This is a genomic window from Litoribacter ruber, from assembly GCF_018500185.1.
Taxonomy (GTDB): Bacteria; Bacteroidota; Bacteroidia; order Cytophagales; family Cyclobacteriaceae; genus Litoribacter; species Litoribacter ruber.
The window spans coordinates 14043-33536 of the sequence record NZ_JAHBGI010000020.1 but is presented as its reverse complement, the minus strand read 5'-3'; the positions used below and the strand labels follow the sequence as shown (position 1 = coordinate 33536).

Sequence of the window (19494 nt, the reverse complement as noted above, 5' to 3'; positions counted from 1 at the left end):
TGCTCCGTAATCACTGGCCCATCATCGCCGTAATAGACAATAGACCAAGAAGCTTACGAAGCATGGCTTGAACTTGATTCTAAAGAAAGGGCAAATTGCCATAAGGTGCCACCGGTAAGAATGCAATCTATCTTAAAGGATACTACGATAGAGGCAATTGGAGCTGCTCTAGCAAAAAATACAAGGGGGGTTGCCCAAATTAGGGATGAAATAGCCGGGTTTTTCCGTGATCTAAATAAATATCGTGCAGGAAGTGACCTAGAAAACTATCTTGAGATGTGGTGCCAGGATCCAGTAATTCTGAATCGGGTCAGTAAAGAATCAGCTCCTATTCTAGATCCTTTTTTAATGTTGGCTGGCACAACCCAACCAAAGGTTTTTGAGCGATCCTTGAATTTGGTTTTCACCAACGGTTCAGGGCTGTTTGATCGATTCCTTTATGTATGGCCAAAGTATACTGAGAAAGCCAAGTATAAAAACGTAAACATTCAGGAAGCTATTGAAACTTTTGAAGGCAGTATTAAAAAAGTCTATAACTATAGCAATGAGAAAAAGGATACAAATATAAATTTTTCTTTTTCCCCTGAAGCAGAACGACTGATACTGGAGTGGCTTAATGTTTACAATAAGGGGCTTGTAGATGAGGCAGATGAAGCCGTAGCGTCCCTATATTCCAAATTCGATATTCATCTACAGCGGATTTGTCTAATACTTCATTTTATTTCTTGGGTTTTTGGAGAAGGTGACCTTGATTCAATTTCTGTAGAAACTACCTCTAAAGCTATTCAGCTGACGGAATATTTTCGAAGGCAATCAGAACAGGCCTTAGACTATCTTATAAATACAGACCCACTAGAAAGGCTCAAGCCATATCAGTTGGCTTTGTACAATAAGCTGCCAAAAAAATTCAAGACAGTAGAAGGGAAAGAAATGGCAAAAAGTTTAGGCTTATCTGAGAGAACCTTCTTTTACTTTATTTCAAATAATCCTCGGTTATTTTCCTCTGTTAAACCCGGATTTTATGAAAAACTATAATCTTTTATGCAGTCTTTGCAGTCTTTGCAGAGATGTCGAAATCTGGGTGGAAAGCCAGATTTCGACGGCAATTTACTGCACGAAAGATGCAAGGAGTGCAAAATCAAGAGCAATGCATTTTCCACTGAAAAGATTGTGGGCAATAGCGGGTTCATCAGCAAAGGGGGGCTCTAAAGAGGCTATAAATGCAGGTCCAAATATAGTGTTTCTCTTAAAGGTGGTTAAAGTCCTAAAAAGGAAGGAATATAAGAGCAAGTGGGAATGGGGCAAAGCCCCATTCTTTGAAAAACCAACCTTCGGATATTCCTCCCTATACCACTATAATAATATATTCATTTGTACATCTCAATTAATCGAAAATGGAAAATCTAGTGAAAAACAAATCCATTCTTATTGATGGTGATCATCACCAAAAGGCAAAAAAGTTAGCTGACAATTTTAATGTTCCACTAAAGAAGTATGTCGAGGACATGATAAAATATTGCCATAAGAATGGTATCAACCCTTCGGTCATTCTCAGAGACCAGGTAGCAGAAAAATTAAACAATCTTGAGAAGCTATTATTTAAAAGCTTAGAGAATGATCAGGAGGTTAAAAGACAGCTGAACAGCTTTATATCACAACAAAACGAAACCAATCAATCTGTAAAAAGGGATACTGCCCAGATTAAAGGGGGTATGGATAGTGCCTTGGCACAGAGGGTGGAACACCTTAGAACAAGAAACAAAGAATATTTTGATTTTATAAAGAAGTTGTATGAGGACCAGTTGGCATTATATAACTTCATGAGGAAAGAGCATCCCAATTTTCTACAGGGTAAGACTGGAGTAATCCCGAATTCCTATGTGGCTCCCTTATCCGATTTCTTGAACTCCTTTAAAAAATCCATTGAAATTACCAAGAAGCTGTTCCCGAAAAACAAATGATGTATGAATGTATCCTTTGGATCAACCGTGTTCGGTACAAAAGCTGACAATAAGGGATCTTGTATGAAGCTTGCTTTTTACCTTGAAAAGGAAAACGAGGGAAAAGGAGAGAATGAGAAAAGACATTTCTTTTCCCATTCCTCTGACAAGGTATCCGTGGAAGAAGTTATTAAGAGCATTGACACCAATAAAAGAAAGTTAGGCAAAAAGGACTCCAAATATTTTCTCTTAAATATCAGCCCATCTCAGAAAGAGTTAAGGTTCATATCTAAGGGGCAGGAGGAAAAATTCCTAATGGCTTATACAAGGAATTTAATGAACAAATATGCCGAAAATTTCAGGAAAGGACTTCAGGGAGAGGATTTAATGTATTTCGCGAAATTTGAGGAGAACAGATATGATAAAAAAACAAAAGAGCCAAAACCGGGGCTTAATTATCATGTCCACGTCATAATTTCCAGAAGAGACCTTCAGCAGAGATACAAGCTTTCACCGGAAACTAACCACATAAACTCTAAGAAGGGAGTGATTAAAGGTGGATTTAATAGAAATAACTTTCGCCAAGCGTCTCAGGGACTTTTTGACCAAATGACCGGTTACAGCCGGAAGGTGGAAGATACCTTTAATTTCCAAAATGAGGCACGGAAACAAAGAGTGGCTGATTGGCTGGAAAATAAGCGTGATGCCGAAGCAAAAGAAAAAGAGGCGGTGACTAAAACTCCTGATTTAAATAACAGTTCTCCAGAGGCTCCTTCCATGCTTTGGAACTTACTCTTGCCAACGATAAACCAGGATTCATTTTATGAATTTGATGAAGAGGAGATGATTAGAAAGAAAAAGAAAAAAAGGGATATTGGGCGTTAGAGAAAAGCCCCCATGATATGCCCATCCACTAATCAAATTTATCCCACCTTTTCTAAATCCCTATTTAGGTAGATACCTAAGTAGGGATTTAGGATAATAGTTAGGCAGGTAGTTAGGTAAGTAAATAGGAAAACCCCCTGCAGGGGGAGTACCTTATTCCTTTACTTCCCTACTGATGTTCTTCAATTTCTCAAATTCCGTCCAGGTAACCTCTCCCGCATTCCTTTGCCTTAAAAATTGATACTTGGTGATATCCTCCAAATATTCAAAAGGGGGATTGTGAAATAGGATGTTTTTAAGCCTTCCGCTTGGCTCCTCCGGAAGGTTGGCAAACCAATCCTCAATAGGGGTTTTATGGCACGAAAGGAAGTCAATTTGAGCATGAAGCTGTTTGTGGTATCTTTCAACTATAGCAAGGGCTGAAAGATATTCTGATTTTGAAACGTTTTCCATGTAAAAGCTTAAGGATTAGAGTCTTTAAAAATTTCATTAAATTAAAAAATTAATTTGTTCCAACACCAAAAATTCTGAAATAAAAAAAATAGCCAGTCAATTACTGTCATTAAATTGCAGAGATATGGCATTTCTGCTTTCTTTCGCGCCATAAAACGATAGTTAATAATGAAAAACATATTTGAACATCTTAACAAGGACCAGATCGAAGACCTGATTAACCGATATTATACAGAAAAGGCTATGGATTTGATTGAAGAATTCAATCTTGAAGTTTCCCCTTCCTCATTAAAAAAGCACTTCCCTCCTGAAGATGTTGGAAGGCCATGCCCACATTGTTCCACTGGACTTTATCGGAAAAGGTTGACAAAATCAGAGTTCCAATACAGAAGCGAACCTAAGAAAGCCTACTGTCCCAACTGCCACCATATTGAAAGCGAAAACTGTCCCTGTACCCATTGTGAGTTACACCGCTTCAGGATAAGAGAAGAGGAAAAGAAACTTAGGGCAGAATACATCAAAAACAAATACACCATTGACCCTGTAAATTATCCTGTGTATGAGGACTTGTCCTATAAGGAGAAAATAATTTTGGGGGCCTATATCCGAGAGGGTATGTTGGAGAATTTTAGGGAGATAAAGCCGCTGAATGATTTTCTGACAAAGTTCACACCTACCAAAATCTTGGAAGAACAATATTTTTCCTTTCTCCAAAACCACAATTTTTTGGAAGTTTCTCACCACACGGATGATAATGGGCTCATGATATTAGACTTAGAGGCAAAAGAGGATATTCTGTTTGAGGATTATTGCAGATATAACCTCTGTATAAAAAGCCGAAGTTTAGCTACGGATAAACTTATCCAACAAATTCTAATACCTATAAAACCCACAGAAGATGAGCTTGAGAATGCTCTTTTGCTTTGGCAGGAGCTAGCGGTTCATGAATGCATTGACTATTATTGGGTGACCATTGAGAGATTGTTTGGCAAGGCAAGGGTTGGAGAGAAAACTTTAACAGTCTTCAGTGATCTGGTGAGGAAATTCAGCGTGGGACAAATATATAATATAATTTATTCCTCATCCAACTATGTTCTGAGGTGGCAAAGGGAAAAGGGAACACCAAATTACAGGGCAGTGAATTCCTTAATTGGTAATATTCAAAGCTTTGCTGAAAAGGCAATAATCAACAAATATACTTTAAAACCCTTCCGGAGGGATTTTAATTGCCAACAGTCCATAATGAGCAAGTACTTTTTGGAAGGCGTGTTGAATTTACCTGAGGCAGGTTTTAACACTGTCCCAAGCCTAGAAAAAATAAAAGACAGCCGCAGCCAAAATGGAGACAAATTAGATGAATAAATATGAAAGTACATGAAATAATCCAAAATTACCCATGGAGTAAAGTTAGCCCTAGTTTTCAAAAACTTTATCCGGATCAAATAAAGAGCCTGAAAGCTTATGAGTTGGTTTATCAAAAACTAAAAGGAACGAAACCCACTTCCTCAGACCTCAAACTGATTATTAAAATTGGGCCAGAAGAGGATAACGGAACTGATTTAGTTGAAGTAGTGGGCTATAAAGAAACCCAATCTAGTTCCCCTGAAACTGAAAAAAGCTATTCCTTAGAATTCCTGCCTTGGAAGGAATGGCTGGCAATGGAGATCCACCCATTTACCATATTAGATTTTACCGAGCTGGAAATAATTAGTCATGCTATTTATGAAATGACTTTTGCTGGCTTTGATGAGCATACCATCCAGCAGAAGTTTTCCCAAATGGAGGAGACAGTGAAGAAGATAAAACAGGGGGACATTAAGGGAACATCATTATCACTGAAAGACCTCCTTGATGGGTTAGATTAGGAGTTTCCGGTTGGATCTACAATCCCAAATTCCTCAATTACCCTCAAAAGTTTTGCAGAACTGGCCACCTTGTACAGGTGAGCTAACACGCCATAGGGTTGAGCTAACACGCCATAGGCTTTTTCAGGATTTCCGTACTCCTTGTCTTTGTTATGTGATTTTAGACAAAATAGATAGTGCACAAAAGCATTACTTTCATCCTTGGCAAGATGATCTATGATTTCGCTGTCATTGGTTTTCTCCTCTGGATCCACCATAGGGTTGGCGCCTAGATTTAGAAGTTGTATGACTTTTTTTACATTCCTTTTGGCTCCGGCGTTGATTAGCTCTATATCAATTTTTCTAAAACCATCATCCACTAATTGGACAACTTCTGATGGGCTGTACCACTCCTCCTCCTCGCCTAGGGTATAGCAAAAGTGTAAATACTTCTCGTACGGCACTTCAGCAATGCTTTGATCCGGAAAATTTTGCTCAAGGTAAGCCAGGCATTTTACTGAGGAGTTGTAAAACTCGGAAGGGATAATACTAACCGATTGAAAGGCTTCCATTTCCCTTAAGCTATACCAGGCATCTATACTCATCTTCAGGATTTCGAAAGCTGATACAGTCACTTCTCTCCTCTGCCAGTGGTCATAACCTTCCGGAATGGGGAGTGTAAGGAATAAATCCCTATCTGTTAGGGAGCGCTTTCTTATTCCATCCAAATCGGAAAAGAACAGGCTTTTAAAAAATCCATAATCAAAATCATCCATAGCCAAATTTAGTTAGAACCATCATTTCCGAGGTTGAAGGCGTTTATTTGATTGGATGGAATTTTATACCCTTGCATTAGTGCCGGAAGTGGAAATTCAAGGTCCCTTTCTTCAAAATAAGCGTAATCTTTTTCTTCTGCCAATTCATGGGCATAATCTATATTAAATCCGTGATCTGGTTCGCATTTTTCCAATCGGTGCTCCAACCAGCTTGAGGGCATTACGACTCTATAGCAAAAGGGTACAACAAAGCCATCCTGAAACCTGATGATCCAAGCTTCTCGCCTAAAGCAATCTTCCACACCACACATACACCATTCTACTGCACCAAAAAATTGATGGCCCACCGGTATCTGCTCAACCAGGCGCCTGGTTATTCCCAATCGTTGTAGTTCCGGAGTGACCTCACTATAACGGTTCCTCCTGAAGACCCCTTCAAAAAGTGTTTTCATTGTGCGCAATTCTGTAACTTCTATCACCTGCCTATAATCCTCCAATTCCACTGCTTTAACCCTGATGAGTTTGCCTTGGCTAACCATCACCATCGGAATCTCTAGGTCATACTCCGGACCCCAATAATACCATTGGTTGGGGTTGATTTTCATTTCCTCAGCATAATGAGAGCGAAACTGGCCCCCAATTAAAGCATGGGCTTCATCATAAAAAGAGATGCAGGGAATATCCGCTTGCTCCATCCAGTTCATTTCTAGCGCAACATAAAATAAAACATCGCTTTGACTTCTTGACTCATGGGCTGGCTTCCACTAACCCAATGCTTAAGCTCTTCCCTCCCTATTCCGGTTAATTTACTGATTTCCTTAAGTGGGATGCCCTGTTGGGTAATTCTATTGGAAATCCAATAAGACGTGACCTCATTTACCTTAGGTTCATGATAGGTTATTGGTCTTGGCTGGATTTCCTTATCAGGAAAAAATTTACTGAAGAGGTCCTTTGTGATGGTGGCCATTTGCTTTTGGGAAAGGAGTGTTTTGGCTTTCCCCTGAATTGACCTTACGATAAGTAAGTCTTTATTTATTTCCAGGATCTTAAATTCCAATTGGTAAGTTTCTCTTAATAAGAATACAGCCGAATCCAGTTCCTCAAAAGCTTCAGGGGAAAGAAGCCCCCTTATTAAATTCCCTTTTCTTAAGTTAGTACGGTTCATAATTCAGAAATTTTTAATTCCTCAAGGTTAAACTCAAAAACTCCTTTTTTACTTTCATTTAAAAAATCGTAAAGATCCTTTTTGATTTCACTAATACCAAAGACACTGTCCGAGCAGTCAAGGACATAGTTGATATGGGAAGGGCTATATCCTCCCCCCGCCCATAAGCCAAGGCTTTCTATTTTGACAATAAAACCATCTACAAAGTTTTCAAGCTCCTCTTGAGTCAAATTTTTATGAAAAACTAGTTTCAGTTGAAGTTCCATATTATATTTTCTAACAATTTAAAAATTCCACAATTTAGATTTTAAATTATCAATTTCCCCATTTTCTTTTAATTGATGATACACCTTAATACATTCCTCAAGGTATAATTTATTAGGTGAAATGATAAATCTTTCTGCTTGATCTATTAACATCAAATTTATAAAAGCAGGTTTAGGAAAAACAGACGGATGGTTTTCATCTATCCTAATTAAGGCTCTATTTTGAGAAATGGGTAAAATAACTTCACTTCTTAAATCAGAAGCCTTTTGTGGATAAAGCTTAAATAACATCGGATTATCTGTTGTTAAAAAATTCCCATATCCTTGTAATGCAAACAATCTCCATTCTAATGATTTATGTTTTTCAAATTCTTCCATAAACGTGTTAACTGCAAGATTTATTCTTACTGCAGTCCTAAAATCACGAGTTTGTAATATTTCCTTATGAAATGATAAATCGTTTATAATTTTCTGTGATTTACGAGTTGAAATAGTTAAGCCAAAATCTTCGACTCTTTCAGCGACTTTTATTTTATGGTCCAATTTTGAATCAGAAGATGGTAACCTCCAGTGCAACAAAGAAATAAAAAACTCAATATTCTCGACATTATTTTTAGTCCAAATTTCTTCAAAGTCATTTGTTTTAGCCAAAAAATTAATCGATTCTGAATGTTTCCGATCAAATATTGTATATGTTTTTTCCTCCAAAAATGGTACAGGAATGTTTTCTTTTCCAAAAAAACTGTTCCTGTGATTTTCATAGCAAACTTGTTTTGGACTCTTTACCGAAATTTTATTCCCTTTACCCTTTTTATCATAAACAAAGAAACTACCACTTCTTTCTGATAAAAAATTTCTCAAGTAAAATTGAGGAACAAAATGATGCCTTACCGACTTTGACATTTTTTAGTATTTAAATGCAAATTGAAGGTCCGAAATAGAACTTCCCTTTTAAATATTTTTATAAATTCTATAGTTTTTTTCTTAATAATTATGAGGATTCTAATTTTAATTCCTCCAATTGACTTACGCTTTTGCCTTCCACTATGGCTATCTCCTCCTCCGTCAATCCATAAAGCTCGTAAACCAATTCGTCAATTTGGTTTTCAAGATCACTGGTATTCAAGGTATTATTTGGTTCTTTACCATACATCACCTTTTCTACTAAGGAGTTTATCAATTTTAAGTCCTTTGGTATTTTTATAGGTAGTGAGGCAAGTTCATAAATTCTAATTTCTGGAAAAGTCACATCTTGTCTATTGTATTTTTTCTTGAAATAGAAACCCATTAATTTTGAATTAAGAATTCCAGTTAAGGCCTTTGTTATTTCTTCCTTTTCTGGCTTTACTATTTGCAAAAGTTGACCAGTAACCAAATCTTGATTAACATAAGAACAGATTAGGGACTCTCCAACTATTCGTCTCACTAGTATTCTAGCCCCGATAAATAAGTCTTTATACCTGGGCTCTGCCAAATTATCACCATACTTCAAATACCCTCCATCCCACGTGAATGAATACTTATTGATATTTTTCCCCTTTAAATAAGGCAAGTACTCATTACCAATTTTAGTAGAAGACTCAAAAATCTTATTTTTGGCAGCGTCAGGAGTTTGCTTTGGTTTCCCTTTTCCTGTTTGATAAATTTTAATTCCGAACTTCACATCAGCTACAGACTTTAACTCCACAGAATCATTTTCTATTTTTGTCCTGATTTCTAGTTCTTTGGGATGAATGTCAATATTTATTATTTTTAAAGGGTCTTCTACCCAAACATGTTGGTACAAATACCCTTTCCTATTTAAAATTTTCAGGTTTGATTCATGAGGCAACAGGATTAAAGATTGTGACGGCTCCTCTAGTTTTGTCACTTGAGTAATAATCGGTAGAACCGTTGCGTCTTCAAAAACCTTTATCTTTGAATAATCTACTATTTCCGATATTTTCCACTTTAAAATATTTTCTCTTAATTTTTGAGTTTTCTGATTATTAAGCCAGGCATTTGGCGTTATTAGACAAACAAGGTTTTTAGAAACTCTTATTGACAGGTCCCAAAACAAGACAAAAGCATCAAATTGATATTCTGCACTACGATAATTTTGTAAGTAATAATCAAATTCAATTTTATCTAACCCCCATTCTCTTCCACCAATATACGGCGGATTCCCAATCACCACATCAAACCCCACAAAATTCCCCTCCCCGTCCAGCACCTCGGGAAACTCAAACCTCCATTCGAAGGCATTTTCGTAAATCTTGTTGTGCTTGATTTCCTCGATTTCGGTGGAGAGCTTGTTGAGTTCCTGCTCCAGCTTTTCAACCCGCTTCTTGCGTTCCATCTTCTGCTTGGCAGTTTCTTCAAACATGCCGGTCTGGCTGGTGAGGTTATACAGTTCTCCACCCAGCTTGGCCTTGCGCTTTTTTTTGGGATCATTGTTCGCTATCTCCGATCGGAAATCTGATTTGATATCGGCAATCAACCGCTCCATCTCCCGCTTTTCTTCCTTGCTCTTGGCATTGCGGTAAGTGGACACGGCTATTTTATAGCTGTCGATATTCCACTTGCTTTTCTTCAAAGCATCCTTCAAATCCACATCCAAAGGAAACCTGGAAATCAGAGAATTTCCGCATTTGATGTTGATGTCGATATTTGGCAGCGTCTCCAAATGCCCCGATTCATTATAGTAAGCATTTTTCAGCAACTCAATCCATAGCCTCAAGCGACAAATCTTCACCGAGTTGGGATTGATGTCCACTCCAAAGAGACAGTTTTCTATAATGGTTTGCTTTTCTTGGAAGAGGGTTTTCTGTACTCTAGCACTTTCCCTATCCAGCGGATTGTATTGAAACAGCATTTCATCCTCCGCCATAAGGTCGGTAACAATCAACTCGTCATTTTCCACTTCCACTCTGTAGCCTGAAATGGGTTTCCCTTCGCTGTCTTGCAGGATCCGGAGTTCATGTTTGATGGTAATGATTTCATTCAGAACCGATACCAAAAAGTGGCCAGAACCCACAGCGGGATCACATACCTTTATACTGTTGACCAGTTCATTGGCTTTGACCCTGCCTGTAGACCTTCCTTCCTGATGGTTAACAATCCATTCGGGCAGATCCTCCTTCAAGTCCTCAAAGGAACTACATTTCCACTCTAATCCTTCATTGAACTTCTGTACCACCGCTTTCCTGACGGTCTCCCTGGCCATGTACATGGTGATAAAGCCAGGGGTGAAAAAGGAACCATCCTTGTAGCCGTTGATTTTTTCGAATATCAAACCAAGTACCGAGGCATTGATCAGGGTTTTGTTGTCCTCCTGTATATCCTCTGCCCCCTCACTGCTAAAGTCATAGCTGTTGAGAAAGGCAAAAAGATACTCCAGGGTATTCATTTCACCGGATTGTCTTTTCCCATTCTTTGCCCCCAAAGCAGTTCTGGTATACAGGGGAACCATTCGCTCATCCCGTAAATTGGAAATAAAGATGGTCTTCTTTTCCAATTCATTTGGCTCAAAAAGCGAGCTGTTGAGGTATGGGACTAAGGCAAACGCTTCAGGTATTTCACTGCTACGGTCGTCCGCTTGTCTAGCCAGCACTTCAAAGAAAAGGGACTGAAGGTCGTCATAATTGCTGAGATTCTCCCAGTTCAAAAAAGCATATCTTTTATCGCCCTTATGGTAAGACAGTAGCTGTGCTTCAAGTAGCTTCAGGAACAGGATACGGTTGATCCAAGTGATGCACAGCTCAAGGCCGACATTAAAAAGCCTTTCATCCTCCGTATTGCCATAAAGGGAGGGTTTATCTAGATTTTCTAATGCATATACACTCTTAAGCTGGTTAATGGTGTTCTCAAGTAGGGAACCGGGATTTCTGGTGGCCGGTGATTTCCGCTCGATTACCTTTTTGTTTTTTCCTACCTGCTCCAGCCCAATAATATGCAGAAGCTCATGGTAAAAGTCCTTGTTCAAGCTATTGCTGTCATTGCTGAAAGGCTCTTTGAGAAGGTGGGCCGGTGACAGCAGCTTATACAAGGCAATCAGCTTAGTGTCGTCCTTCAGGTCATCATTCCTAAGCGGTTTCTCGTAATTCCTGAGATCAAAGTGGGTCAAGGTAAGCTCTGTATCCAGTTTTTCTATGGCTATTGCCGCTATTTCCTTGTAGAAGAAATCCGTATTGGTGCCGGACAGCCTTCCCGCCTCAAAGTCTTCGAATTGCTTGACCAGCGATTTGTTCTGGGCAAATGCCTTTTCAAAAGTTATGGCATCAAAAATAAACCACTCGTAGATGTTGGTAATGATGAGATTCCGGATCTCAAGGTTTTTCAAAGTGATCCGCTCCCGTAGAAAATATAGCACAAGTTCCTGAAAGGCTTTGGTGTTTGCCTTCAGTTCATAAGCCTTTTTACCGTTTTCACTGCCTACTTCCTTCAAGGCTACCATTTCCCCCCGGTTGGTCGGCTTCTTTGTTTCCAAGATTACACCCACATTGCTCTTGGCACTTTTTCCATTGTGGATCACCAAGTCGTTCCGACCCTTCGTGTTTATGGAAAAGTCAGGCTCATAATAGGTCCGCTTGAGAAAATCACTCACCAGGTTCTTATGAAACTCTTCCGATTCAGACTCATTGATCTGGTCGATAAGGTTGATCAGATTGGTCTTGAAAACTTCGATATCCTTTCTGACAGGTTTCACTTTGAGGTATGCCTTGTTGAGTGCCTGTCGTGGCCGTAAAATCTTGTGGTTCATGGGAAGCCGGTACTTAAAAGTTTAAGGCTTCAATTTGCTGGATTTTGGGGGAAAAAGCAATAATTGGGGCAGTAATTGACTGAAAATACCGAGATCAGGGAATAAAAAAGAGCATTTTTTGGGAGTTAATAGCTTGTGTTCCAATAGTCATTACCTACGTTTTATACGGACGCTTTTAGAAATCATATCTAGCCTTCTCTCTCGCTTTCTAATTATTTGTTTTGTTCCAATTGTCTGACCTGTTTCAGTTATTAAAAAATTAAATTTCCAATTTCCTTTGTCCGTCAAAAGAAACTGAGCTTTAGCAATTTTGACATGGTGATTTAATTCTTCAATTTCATTTCGGATTTTAGCTAGCTTTTTCTGTCGAAGTCCTTTTAAAACAATTTTTTCGTCTCTCGTTCTTGCTATTAGTTCAATGTGCGGTTTGCCTGGTAAATCAAACACTACTGCTACTGGACGAGCTTTCGGAATACAGAGAAAAAAAAGTTCTTTCAGCGATTTTCAAATAAACTTGGATAACTTGTTTATCTCTACAGTGGTGTTGTCAACAATTGCATCGGCAATATTTTCTCCTAACCTTTTGGCTGTGGGTTTTATAATCTGATATAGTAGGCAGGTGCCAGCAAATTGAAAGATAATTTCGGGATCTGGAATGGCGGACTTACGCCCATGAATCTTTATCTTAGGCTTAAAATCTTCATTTTCGCTAACTCTATTTACAAAATTTCTCGCTTCATCATTTGACCTAAAATTCTGAAGATCAATCGAGATTGAATCTTCTAAATTTTCTTTTGAAACTACCTCTGCAAACTGAAAATTATTGTCAAATGATTGAAGAATGAGGTTTTGGTCCCAATCAACGGGATTGGTTATATTGTATTCGACAAAATCAGCTTCTAAATAGTAATGGCCCACTTTTTCGATCAGACTTGCATTTTCAAGCCTACCTCGAGGGGGAAAATCTCTTCTATGGTCAACACCAAATCTAATCATTTTGTCAGTACAGTTGATGGACTTTTCCATTTCTTCTAAAGCTTGTTTATCCATGATGTGGCCATGACTGTCAAGGTGCGTTGAGGAAATTATGGTCCTAAATCTTTTTTGTTTTGCCATAGATGGTGTTATTACTTAGAGTATAAGCTTAAGAGGCAATGCCCCAATCTAAAGAGGTCCCTATGGGATTTCTTCAGGTTATAATTATACTAAACTTTCCATAAAACTCCTTAACTTAAAGTTGAAATGGCCATGAAGCGTTAGCTGGCTTATTATTGATTTTAATCAAGATGGGAGTAATATCTCTTAAATACTTTAAGTGGCCCATCTTCTGAAATTCTCTTTTTTGAGCCAATACCTCTTTGCAATAACTTCTATCCGCTCATTCCCCCTTTTTTCCAGAGATTGTAAGGCAAAAGCCTTTAGTTATTTACTTACCTATCCATTTACTTATTTACTTACAGTTCTATAGAGTTATAGCGCTATAGTTCTATAATTCCACCTTTGCCCTGAGGTATAGATTTTCAATGAAATTACTTAAATTAGGAAAGAAAATTGCCCATTATGCACTACAAACTTTCCGAAGAAATCATCAAGAGAAGCATTTCAGGTACCTGGGATGAAGCAAAGCTGGAGTGGTATTTTGATTCTGCATATAAAAGCCCTACACCGCAAACCTGCCTATGTGGCCACAATCCAATAATTAATATCTGCACCATCATTAATAAGAAGAACCATACCCAGGTGGATGTAGGGAATTGCTGTGTAACCAAATTTATGGGCATTAAAGACGGAAAGAAAGTGTTTGACTCCATTACCCGCCTAAATAAAGATATCAAAAAGAGCTTAAGTCCAGAGGTAATTGAATTCCTGAAAGGAAAAAAGGTGATTGATGATTTCGAATTCAACTTCTATTTGGACACCTTACGGAAAAAGAAACTTACCCAAAAGCAAGCATCTATAAGGGAGCGAATCAATCAAAAGTTCCTAGATTTTGTTAGCCCCCAAAGGATTTCCATCAATGAGAAAATTTCCAAGGCCATAGTATGGGCAAGTCATAATCCGGATTTTGATGCTTCCTTCTTCCATTCCTTGAAATCCAGCATGGATAAATACAACCGGCTCACTCCAAAACAGGAAGCCGCTTTGGAAAAAGTGATGGAAAGGTGGAAGATTGTTTAGCTTCCTCCCTTACTCAACTTTTATTGTCCACTCAACGGATGCCAATCTTTCTTCAATAATTTGAAAGGTTTGCAGGATGGTTTCTGCCGGTGGCAATTCCCCATACACCAAACTTTTAAAGTCCCCGTCATAAATTGGCCTCAACTCACTCCAGACATTTTTTAAGTCCTTAAAAATGAGTGCTTCATTAGGGTGATGGATTAACCACCTATTGTTGCTCCTATAGCTTGCTACATCATCGCTTGCTACTTTCAGTAACATCTTATCAAAAGCCCTTGAATGGAAAAATTCTAAATACTCTTTCTGTGNCACCTATTGTTGCTCCTATAGCTTGCTACATCATCGCTTGCTACTTTCAGTAACATCTTATCAAAAGCCCTTGAATGGAAAAATTCTAAATACTCTTTCTGTGTTAATAGCTGATGCAAATCGTAAGTGTGCCTTATCTTTCTCTTTAAATCATCTATTGGGCTGGTACCATAAGAAAAACGAACTAGGCTCATTATTTTTTCGCAAATGGTTCTTACGGGTTCTAATACCAATAAATCAAAAGGTAATAATCCATTATCTTTCGCTATTTCCATCTGCTTATTATTTAGCATCATCTGACCGACAAATGACACAACGCTTTTGGTGGTGTACGGCTCATAGTAACCTAACCAAGTTGCTTCTACCACAATGGCATCTCTTACCTGACCGAAATTACCCTTAAATTGTTTGTTGTAGGAATGTGCCGTTTTGCGGTTCATTCCCATTTTCTGGGTAAGTCCCTCAATATTTACTTCTGGTAATACTGAGGTTACTATTTCACTAATAGTCCTGATTTTTTTGGTTAATCTATTATTCGATTCTCCTTCACGTCTTAATACCACCAAGTCAATGTCTTCGGAAAAGCGTTCAATCATTTGGTAGCACTTGGAAAGGGCAGTTCCTCCCTTAAATACTGTGTCTTTGCCTATATCATTTGAAAAAATCACAAATAAGGCATACGTAACCCAATAATCCTTTTCTACATATATGGCAGGAATCCCCAGTTGGTCAGCAGTAAACTGCACCGCTTGCCTGAACAAGGTTTTATTGTCATGCAACTTCATACAATATTCCATTTTTCAGTGGTGGACAAGATGCTATCCGCACCGGCTAATTTATATTTGGTTATTGGGTTCAATGATTCAAAAAGTGGCTTCGTTAATTTTCCTTGTCCCATTTGCTCTAACAATGCGCCTAATAGTGCCCTTGTGGCAGGCGGATATTTTAAAGCCAGGCGAACCAAAGTATTGATTTCCTTTTCGGAAAACCCTTTAATAATTGCCAGGAACCGTCTACAGGAGCCCTCTATGGTGGCATCAGGAATTTTTTTGACATAACGTATTGCATCAAGCAACTGCAAAAGGGGAATGTTCTCCTTTGTAATGGTGTTTTTTTGCATCACGAACGAAATCGTATAGCGCTCCCGTTTAAAATTGGGGCGAATTTGATTTTTCCCAATTTGAATGGTATTGCTTACCTGGGTAGTTAAGCCTAATTGATTGTAAATGCTGTAGCCTGTAAGATAACCGGTGATTTTCCCATCTTCCTCCAGAAGGTCTTTTACTACCTGCCCCTGGCTTGGCTGAAGTCTTCCAAAGGGAGTATTCTCGGGTTTGTAGTATTTACCCTTTGAAAGCTTGGCAATCTTTCCTGAAGCTACCATCCGGTTTAAGGCTTTGATCACAGCTTCCTTATTTTTCACCTCCGTTATAAAATCAGCATAGGTGAATATATAACCCTTTGGGAGCCTATCTATGGTTGACGATATGTATTCGGCTATTTTCATCCTTTTCCTGAATTCCAAATATAAGATATTTGTCCAGTTTTTTACTAAAAAAACTGGACATTTCAGAAGAACTATCAAGATTTAGGATGAAGGCAATTTGAATTAGAAATCAAGGAAAGGCACAGTAGTCGGGGTGTGGTGGGTAAGCTTTGGGGGAGAGAAAAAAGTTTTTTTCCCCCAATAGCCTAGCGTAGGCTCAACTCCCTTACTTACTTATTCATTTACTTATTGATTAATAACCCAGTCCCTTAACTTATTGGGTTATTGCCTTATTTAAAAATAACTCAATAAGCTATTAAATATCTGAAGAATAACTGGTTATTTTTTTAAAAAGCCATATTCCCCTTACACTGATTGTAGGCTCTATTGGAGAGAAATCTATCAAGTCTTTGTAAATGTCTAAGAAATCTTTAGTATTATTAGACCCTGATATGGGTCCCGTTATTTTTGTGGCTTAACCACACCCGAATTTGGGTGGATAGAGGTCACTGGGGTTATTATTATAAATATATTTTAGAGAACTATTTATGATAGACGTAGAAGCAGAACTTAAAATTTTGGAAAATTCAGTTCGAGACATAATCACTTTTGTCTTGACAAAACAATTTGGCTCAAATTGGTTAGACAGACTTAAGATTTCACCTGACAGAATAAGCAGATGGAGAGAAAGACAGACTATTGAAGAAGCTCGCCTAAAGGGGAATACTTTAGAAGCAAGGTTAATTTACTATTCCGATTTTTACGACCTAAGAAATATCATTGACAAACATTGGGATAATGGCTTCATCGAAGTATTTCTAGACAAGAAAACTGTAACGTTATTTCTGGAAGAAGCAGAAAAACTAAGGGACCCAAATGCTCATAGAAGAGAATTGTTCGAGTATCAAAAACATTTGATAAAAGGTATTTCTGGAGAACTAAGGACACGAATAATGAAATATAGAGGCAAAAAAGAAAATCCTGACGATTTTTTCCCAGTGGTCGAGGCTGTGACAGACAGTTTAGGTAATAACATCTCAAACTCTGTTTATGCACAAAGTATTCAAAGTGGCAAAATTATGAAAGTTGGTGATACAGTAGAGATTATTGCTTATTCGACGGACCCACTTGGCGGAGAGATAGAGTATAGCATCAATCGAATCGGTAAAAGAAGTTGGACTCAGGACAACAAGACGATAATTACTTTTGAAAAGGCGGATATTGGACGATGCTGTGATATCCAAATTATGGTTAGGAGTAAACGAGACTTTCATGCTTATAGTGACTTTGATGATTACATTCAGATCAGATACGTTGTGCTTCCAGAATAAAGCTATCTCAAACAAGAGTATCTATAGAAATGCGGCGGGGACGACTACGGGCCTGTTTCCTAATTAATTCTAGAAAAATCCCATAACTTATCCGTAAGCCCGAAATTGATGCGCAAGTGATCCGTAACTGATTCCGAAAGCTATCGGGATGGGGTCTTCCCGATTTTTCATCGGGAGTGGTTCACTGGATTGTAGGTTGCGTTTTAAGATAATAGTCATCAGTCCAGTTACATCATTTCAGGTGGGATATAATTCAAAAAATCCTGTTGACGCAATCCATACCTCTTAGCAAGAAATTCAATTTTTTCATTCCCCCGAATTTCACCACTGTTCAGCGCATAGTAACAAATAAGGTCTCTTGGGTAGATTCTTTCAAGGTTTTCCAAGAATACCTCGTGAAACATAAACCTGTTCAATACTCTTGGTATAATGAAATATGCATCCCTCTTCACATCGAGAAGATCAATGTCAACGTCCCAAAATATCCCTTTCCGGAATAATTGGGATAGCTTGAGATCGGGTATGTTTATTTTTTCTTCCATGGAATGCCATATGACTCAGTAAAGTAATTTACTGATAATTCTGTAACCTAACAATTAAATGAAGCCTAAAGCAAGGCCGGATGCTTGTAGTCCTGCATTCTTTGCACTCCCTTTGCACTAATTTCTTTGAGAAATCGGTCTTTCTGAGCTTTGTTTAGGGGGAGTGCAGAAACTGCAAATACTGCATTAAATGGGGTGTAATATCTTTTCCCCCAAAAGCAGGAGTGGGTTGTGGCATATGAATTTAGTTGGTATCTTGTTAAGATAACATTTCTGACTACTCACTTTAAATGAATGAGAAAGTTTAGATTTTCCTATCGGCAAATCCTTTTTTAATATTGATCTCGAATCTTTTAATTTATCTATACCCAACTTTGACGAACATCCTTGCCAGCACCCGTGAAATAATAAAGTCTGTGTCAAGCCGGTAACCAAGCTTTTCTGGGTTTAACATTTCACCAAAAAACTCTACGTGAATAATAGTGTCCCAGAGACTTTAAAAATACCGTGATAGGGGTATGGGAAAGCTGGAGTAAGCCCAAATACTTTTCCAAAGGAGTAATCCGCTTAAACTTGCCAAAAATTTTGTTTATCTGTGGAAAAATATCTGTCGAAACCCCGAAAAGTTAATGGCCCCAGCTTTAGTTGATTAGTTGCGTGCTTACAGTCGATCCGGATTAAAATCCAGCAAGACTTTGTGACACATGGCTTTTCAAGCTAAATTGGCAAAAAAATTACTAGGTTATGAATGCTAATGAGATTAAAATAGGATATCCTCTTTTTAAGAATGGAAAAATTATTTCCACCTCTGTTGAAGATTTAGTCCAAATCCAACAAGAAGAAAGTTTTGAGGAAGCCTCCAAAACCTACAGACCTATCCCTCTTTGTCCCAAGGGATTAGATTTCTTCGGCTTTGTTCCGAAAACGAATAACTTCGACAAAAATGTTCATTTTCACAATGAGGATTCAGGTATTAAAGTAGTTGACAATAAAAGCTTTCCAGAATATACTCTAAACATTAAAATGACCAAAAAACGGGGTTCTGGCACAATGACTTACTATTCACCTCTTCCTTATCTTCACAGCTTAATTGATGCTCTAAATGTAATGGAACATTGGTATTTTAAGTTTAGTCAAGAGGACATTGATTGTTTGGAAAAAATGTTGAACCATAAAAATTAGAAAATGAGACATGTTCCATTGCATTCTCTGCACTTCTCTTGCACTATTTTTACATCCAAATTACCTTTGGTACGCCCTAAAAGCGGATAGTGCAAGGAATGCAAAGATTGCAAGAAATGGGAAGCAGATTGCTTTTTCCCCCCGAAGCTTCAATGGTATTGGAATTGAAAACAGTCCTTCCAAATTGGAAAAAGGAAGTTTAATTCAAATACGTTCAAATCCGTAAAACGGTCCTATCTCGTCCCCATAATTGTCCGCCTCAAAGACTATCTGTCTGATTTTAAATTGGGTACGATAGCCCTGTTCCCGCTACTACGAAGGATACTGGAAACGGTATCCTTTTTTTTGTTTTATAGCCTGAAAGTTTTTTCACCACAGAGGACCAGAGGCACAGAG

22 protein-coding genes are annotated in these 19494 nt (G+C 38.2%); 9 read left to right on the top strand and 13 right to left on the bottom strand.

All coding sequences use genetic code 11. The features are described from left to right. Nucleotides 1-39: 39 nt before the first annotated feature. The 4 genes from KIH41_RS17235 to KIH41_RS17220 are packed head-to-tail and all read left to right on the top strand — an operon-like array spanning nucleotide 40 to nucleotide 2825. Nucleotides 40-1035 (top strand): DUF3987 domain-containing protein, encoded by a 996-nt coding sequence (locus KIH41_RS17235; RefSeq protein ID WP_317194971.1) that lies wholly within the window; start codon nucleotides 40-42, stop codon nucleotides 1033-1035. After that, on the top strand, nucleotides 1022-1432 hold the full coding sequence (locus tag KIH41_RS17230) for a hypothetical protein (protein ID WP_214163217.1): 411 nt from the start codon (nucleotides 1022-1024) through the stop codon (nucleotides 1430-1432). Before KIH41_RS17235 ends, KIH41_RS17230 begins: the two co-directional genes overlap by 14 nt. After that, a complete protein-coding gene (locus tag KIH41_RS17225) occupies nucleotides 1395-1961 on the top strand; it encodes a hypothetical protein (protein ID WP_214163216.1) in 567 nt (188 codons plus the stop codon). Before KIH41_RS17230 ends, KIH41_RS17225 begins: the two co-directional genes overlap by 38 nt. 3 nt (nucleotides 1962-1964) lie before the next feature. Continuing rightward, complete coding sequence (locus KIH41_RS17220; protein ID WP_262897975.1) at nucleotides 1965-2825, top strand: DUF5712 family protein; 861 nt, start codon at nucleotides 1965-1967, stop codon at nucleotides 2823-2825. A gap of 153 nt (nucleotides 2826-2978) precedes the next feature. On the opposite strand, the gene KIH41_RS17215 is transcribed toward KIH41_RS17220, so the two are convergent. Next, on the bottom strand, nucleotides 2979-3278 hold the full coding sequence (locus tag KIH41_RS17215) for a hypothetical protein (protein ID WP_214163214.1): 300 nt from the start codon (nucleotides 3276-3278) through the stop codon (nucleotides 2979-2981). Nucleotides 3279-3446: 168 nt separating this feature from the next. On the opposite strand from KIH41_RS17215, the gene KIH41_RS17210 reads away from it, so the two are divergent. Together KIH41_RS17210 and KIH41_RS17205 are read left to right on the top strand one after the other, a co-directional pair. Next, nucleotides 3447-4640 carry a hypothetical protein gene (locus tag KIH41_RS17210; protein ID WP_214163213.1) on the top strand — a complete coding sequence of 398 codons (1194 nt, stop codon included), beginning with the start codon at nucleotides 3447-3449 and terminating at the stop codon, nucleotides 4638-4640. A 2-nt stretch (nucleotides 4641-4642) separates the two neighbouring features. Then, entirely contained in the window at nucleotides 4643-5143 is a 501-nt protein-coding gene (locus KIH41_RS17205; protein ID WP_214163212.1) for a DUF6557 family protein, read from the top strand. On the opposite strand, the gene KIH41_RS17200 is transcribed toward KIH41_RS17205, so the two are convergent. The 8 genes from KIH41_RS17200 to KIH41_RS17165 all read right to left on the bottom strand — a co-directional run bounded on the left by KIH41_RS17200 (nucleotide 5140) and on the right by KIH41_RS17165 (nucleotide 13186). Continuing rightward, on the bottom strand, nucleotides 5140-5898 hold the full coding sequence (locus tag KIH41_RS17200) for a hypothetical protein (protein ID WP_214163211.1): 759 nt from the start codon (nucleotides 5896-5898) through the stop codon (nucleotides 5140-5142). The two genes, KIH41_RS17205 and KIH41_RS17200, sit on opposite strands and share 4 nt — an antisense overlap. A gap of 8 nt (nucleotides 5899-5906) precedes the next feature. Beyond that, nucleotides 5907-6602, bottom strand: coding sequence for a hypothetical protein (locus KIH41_RS17195; protein WP_214163210.1), 696 nt, complete (start codon nucleotides 6600-6602; stop codon nucleotides 5907-5909). Nucleotides 6603-6604: 2 nt separating this feature from the next. After that, on the bottom strand, nucleotides 6605-7063 hold the full coding sequence (locus tag KIH41_RS17190; RefSeq protein WP_214163209.1) for a hypothetical protein: 459 nt from the start codon (nucleotides 7061-7063) through the stop codon (nucleotides 6605-6607). Beyond that, nucleotides 7060-7329 carry a hypothetical protein gene (locus tag KIH41_RS17185; protein WP_214163208.1) on the bottom strand — a complete coding sequence of 90 codons (270 nt, stop codon included), beginning with the start codon at nucleotides 7327-7329 and terminating at the stop codon, nucleotides 7060-7062. Before KIH41_RS17185 ends, KIH41_RS17190 begins: the two co-directional genes overlap by 4 nt. A gap of 18 nt (nucleotides 7330-7347) precedes the next feature. Then, nucleotides 7348-8232, bottom strand: coding sequence for a DUF4238 domain-containing protein (locus KIH41_RS17180; RefSeq protein WP_214163207.1), 885 nt, complete (start codon nucleotides 8230-8232; stop codon nucleotides 7348-7350). Between the two features lie 88 nt (nucleotides 8233-8320). Next, nucleotides 8321-12070: a DUF7149 domain-containing protein gene (locus KIH41_RS17175; RefSeq protein ID WP_214163206.1), complete on the bottom strand. Its 3750-nt coding sequence runs from the start codon at nucleotides 12068-12070 to the stop codon at nucleotides 8321-8323. A 150-nt stretch (nucleotides 12071-12220) separates the two neighbouring features. Then, nucleotides 12221-12517 (bottom strand): hypothetical protein, encoded by a 297-nt coding sequence (locus tag KIH41_RS17170; RefSeq protein WP_214163205.1) that lies wholly within the window; start codon nucleotides 12515-12517, stop codon nucleotides 12221-12223. Between the two features lie 57 nt (nucleotides 12518-12574). Continuing rightward, nucleotides 12575-13186: a hypothetical protein gene (locus KIH41_RS17165; RefSeq protein WP_214163204.1), complete on the bottom strand. Its 612-nt coding sequence runs from the start codon at nucleotides 13184-13186 to the stop codon at nucleotides 12575-12577. A gap of 444 nt (nucleotides 13187-13630) precedes the next feature. On the opposite strand from KIH41_RS17165, the gene KIH41_RS17160 reads away from it, so the two are divergent. Further along, nucleotides 13631-14248, top strand: coding sequence for a hypothetical protein (locus KIH41_RS17160; protein ID WP_214163203.1), 618 nt, complete (start codon nucleotides 13631-13633; stop codon nucleotides 14246-14248). 9 nt (nucleotides 14249-14257) lie between these two features. Here KIH41_RS17160 and KIH41_RS17155 read toward each other — a convergent pair whose 3' ends face one another. The 3 genes from KIH41_RS17155 to KIH41_RS17145 all read right to left on the bottom strand — a co-directional run bounded on the left by KIH41_RS17155 (nucleotide 14258) and on the right by KIH41_RS17145 (nucleotide 16082). Beyond that, a complete protein-coding gene (locus KIH41_RS17155) occupies nucleotides 14258-14509 on the bottom strand; it encodes a hypothetical protein (RefSeq protein WP_214163202.1) in 252 nt (83 codons plus the stop codon). Nucleotides 14510-14538: 29 nt separating this feature from the next. Next, nucleotides 14539-15342, bottom strand: a complete 804-nt coding sequence (locus tag KIH41_RS17150) for a nucleotidyl transferase AbiEii/AbiGii toxin family protein (RefSeq protein ID WP_214163201.1) — start codon at nucleotides 15340-15342, stop codon at nucleotides 14539-14541. Beyond that, nucleotides 15339-16082, bottom strand: a complete 744-nt coding sequence (locus KIH41_RS17145; protein ID WP_214163200.1) for a DUF6088 family protein — start codon at nucleotides 16080-16082, stop codon at nucleotides 15339-15341. The genes KIH41_RS17150 and KIH41_RS17145 overlap by 4 nt, the downstream gene beginning before the upstream one ends. Before the next feature lie 509 nt (nucleotides 16083-16591). Here KIH41_RS17145 and KIH41_RS17140 point away from each other — a divergent pair. Beyond that, on the top strand, nucleotides 16592-17374 hold the full coding sequence (locus KIH41_RS17140) for a hypothetical protein (protein WP_214163199.1): 783 nt from the start codon (nucleotides 16592-16594) through the stop codon (nucleotides 17372-17374). Nucleotides 17375-17601: 227 nt separating this feature from the next. On the opposite strand, the gene KIH41_RS17135 is transcribed toward KIH41_RS17140, so the two are convergent. Then, nucleotides 17602-17916, bottom strand: a complete 315-nt coding sequence (locus tag KIH41_RS17135) for a DUF6922 domain-containing protein (protein ID WP_214163198.1) — start codon at nucleotides 17914-17916, stop codon at nucleotides 17602-17604. 744 nt (nucleotides 17917-18660) lie between these two features. Here KIH41_RS17135 and KIH41_RS17130 point away from each other — a divergent pair. Further along, nucleotides 18661-19098, top strand: a complete 438-nt coding sequence (locus tag KIH41_RS17130; RefSeq protein WP_214163197.1) for a hypothetical protein — start codon at nucleotides 18661-18663, stop codon at nucleotides 19096-19098. Nucleotides 19099-19494 lie beyond the last annotated feature (396 nt).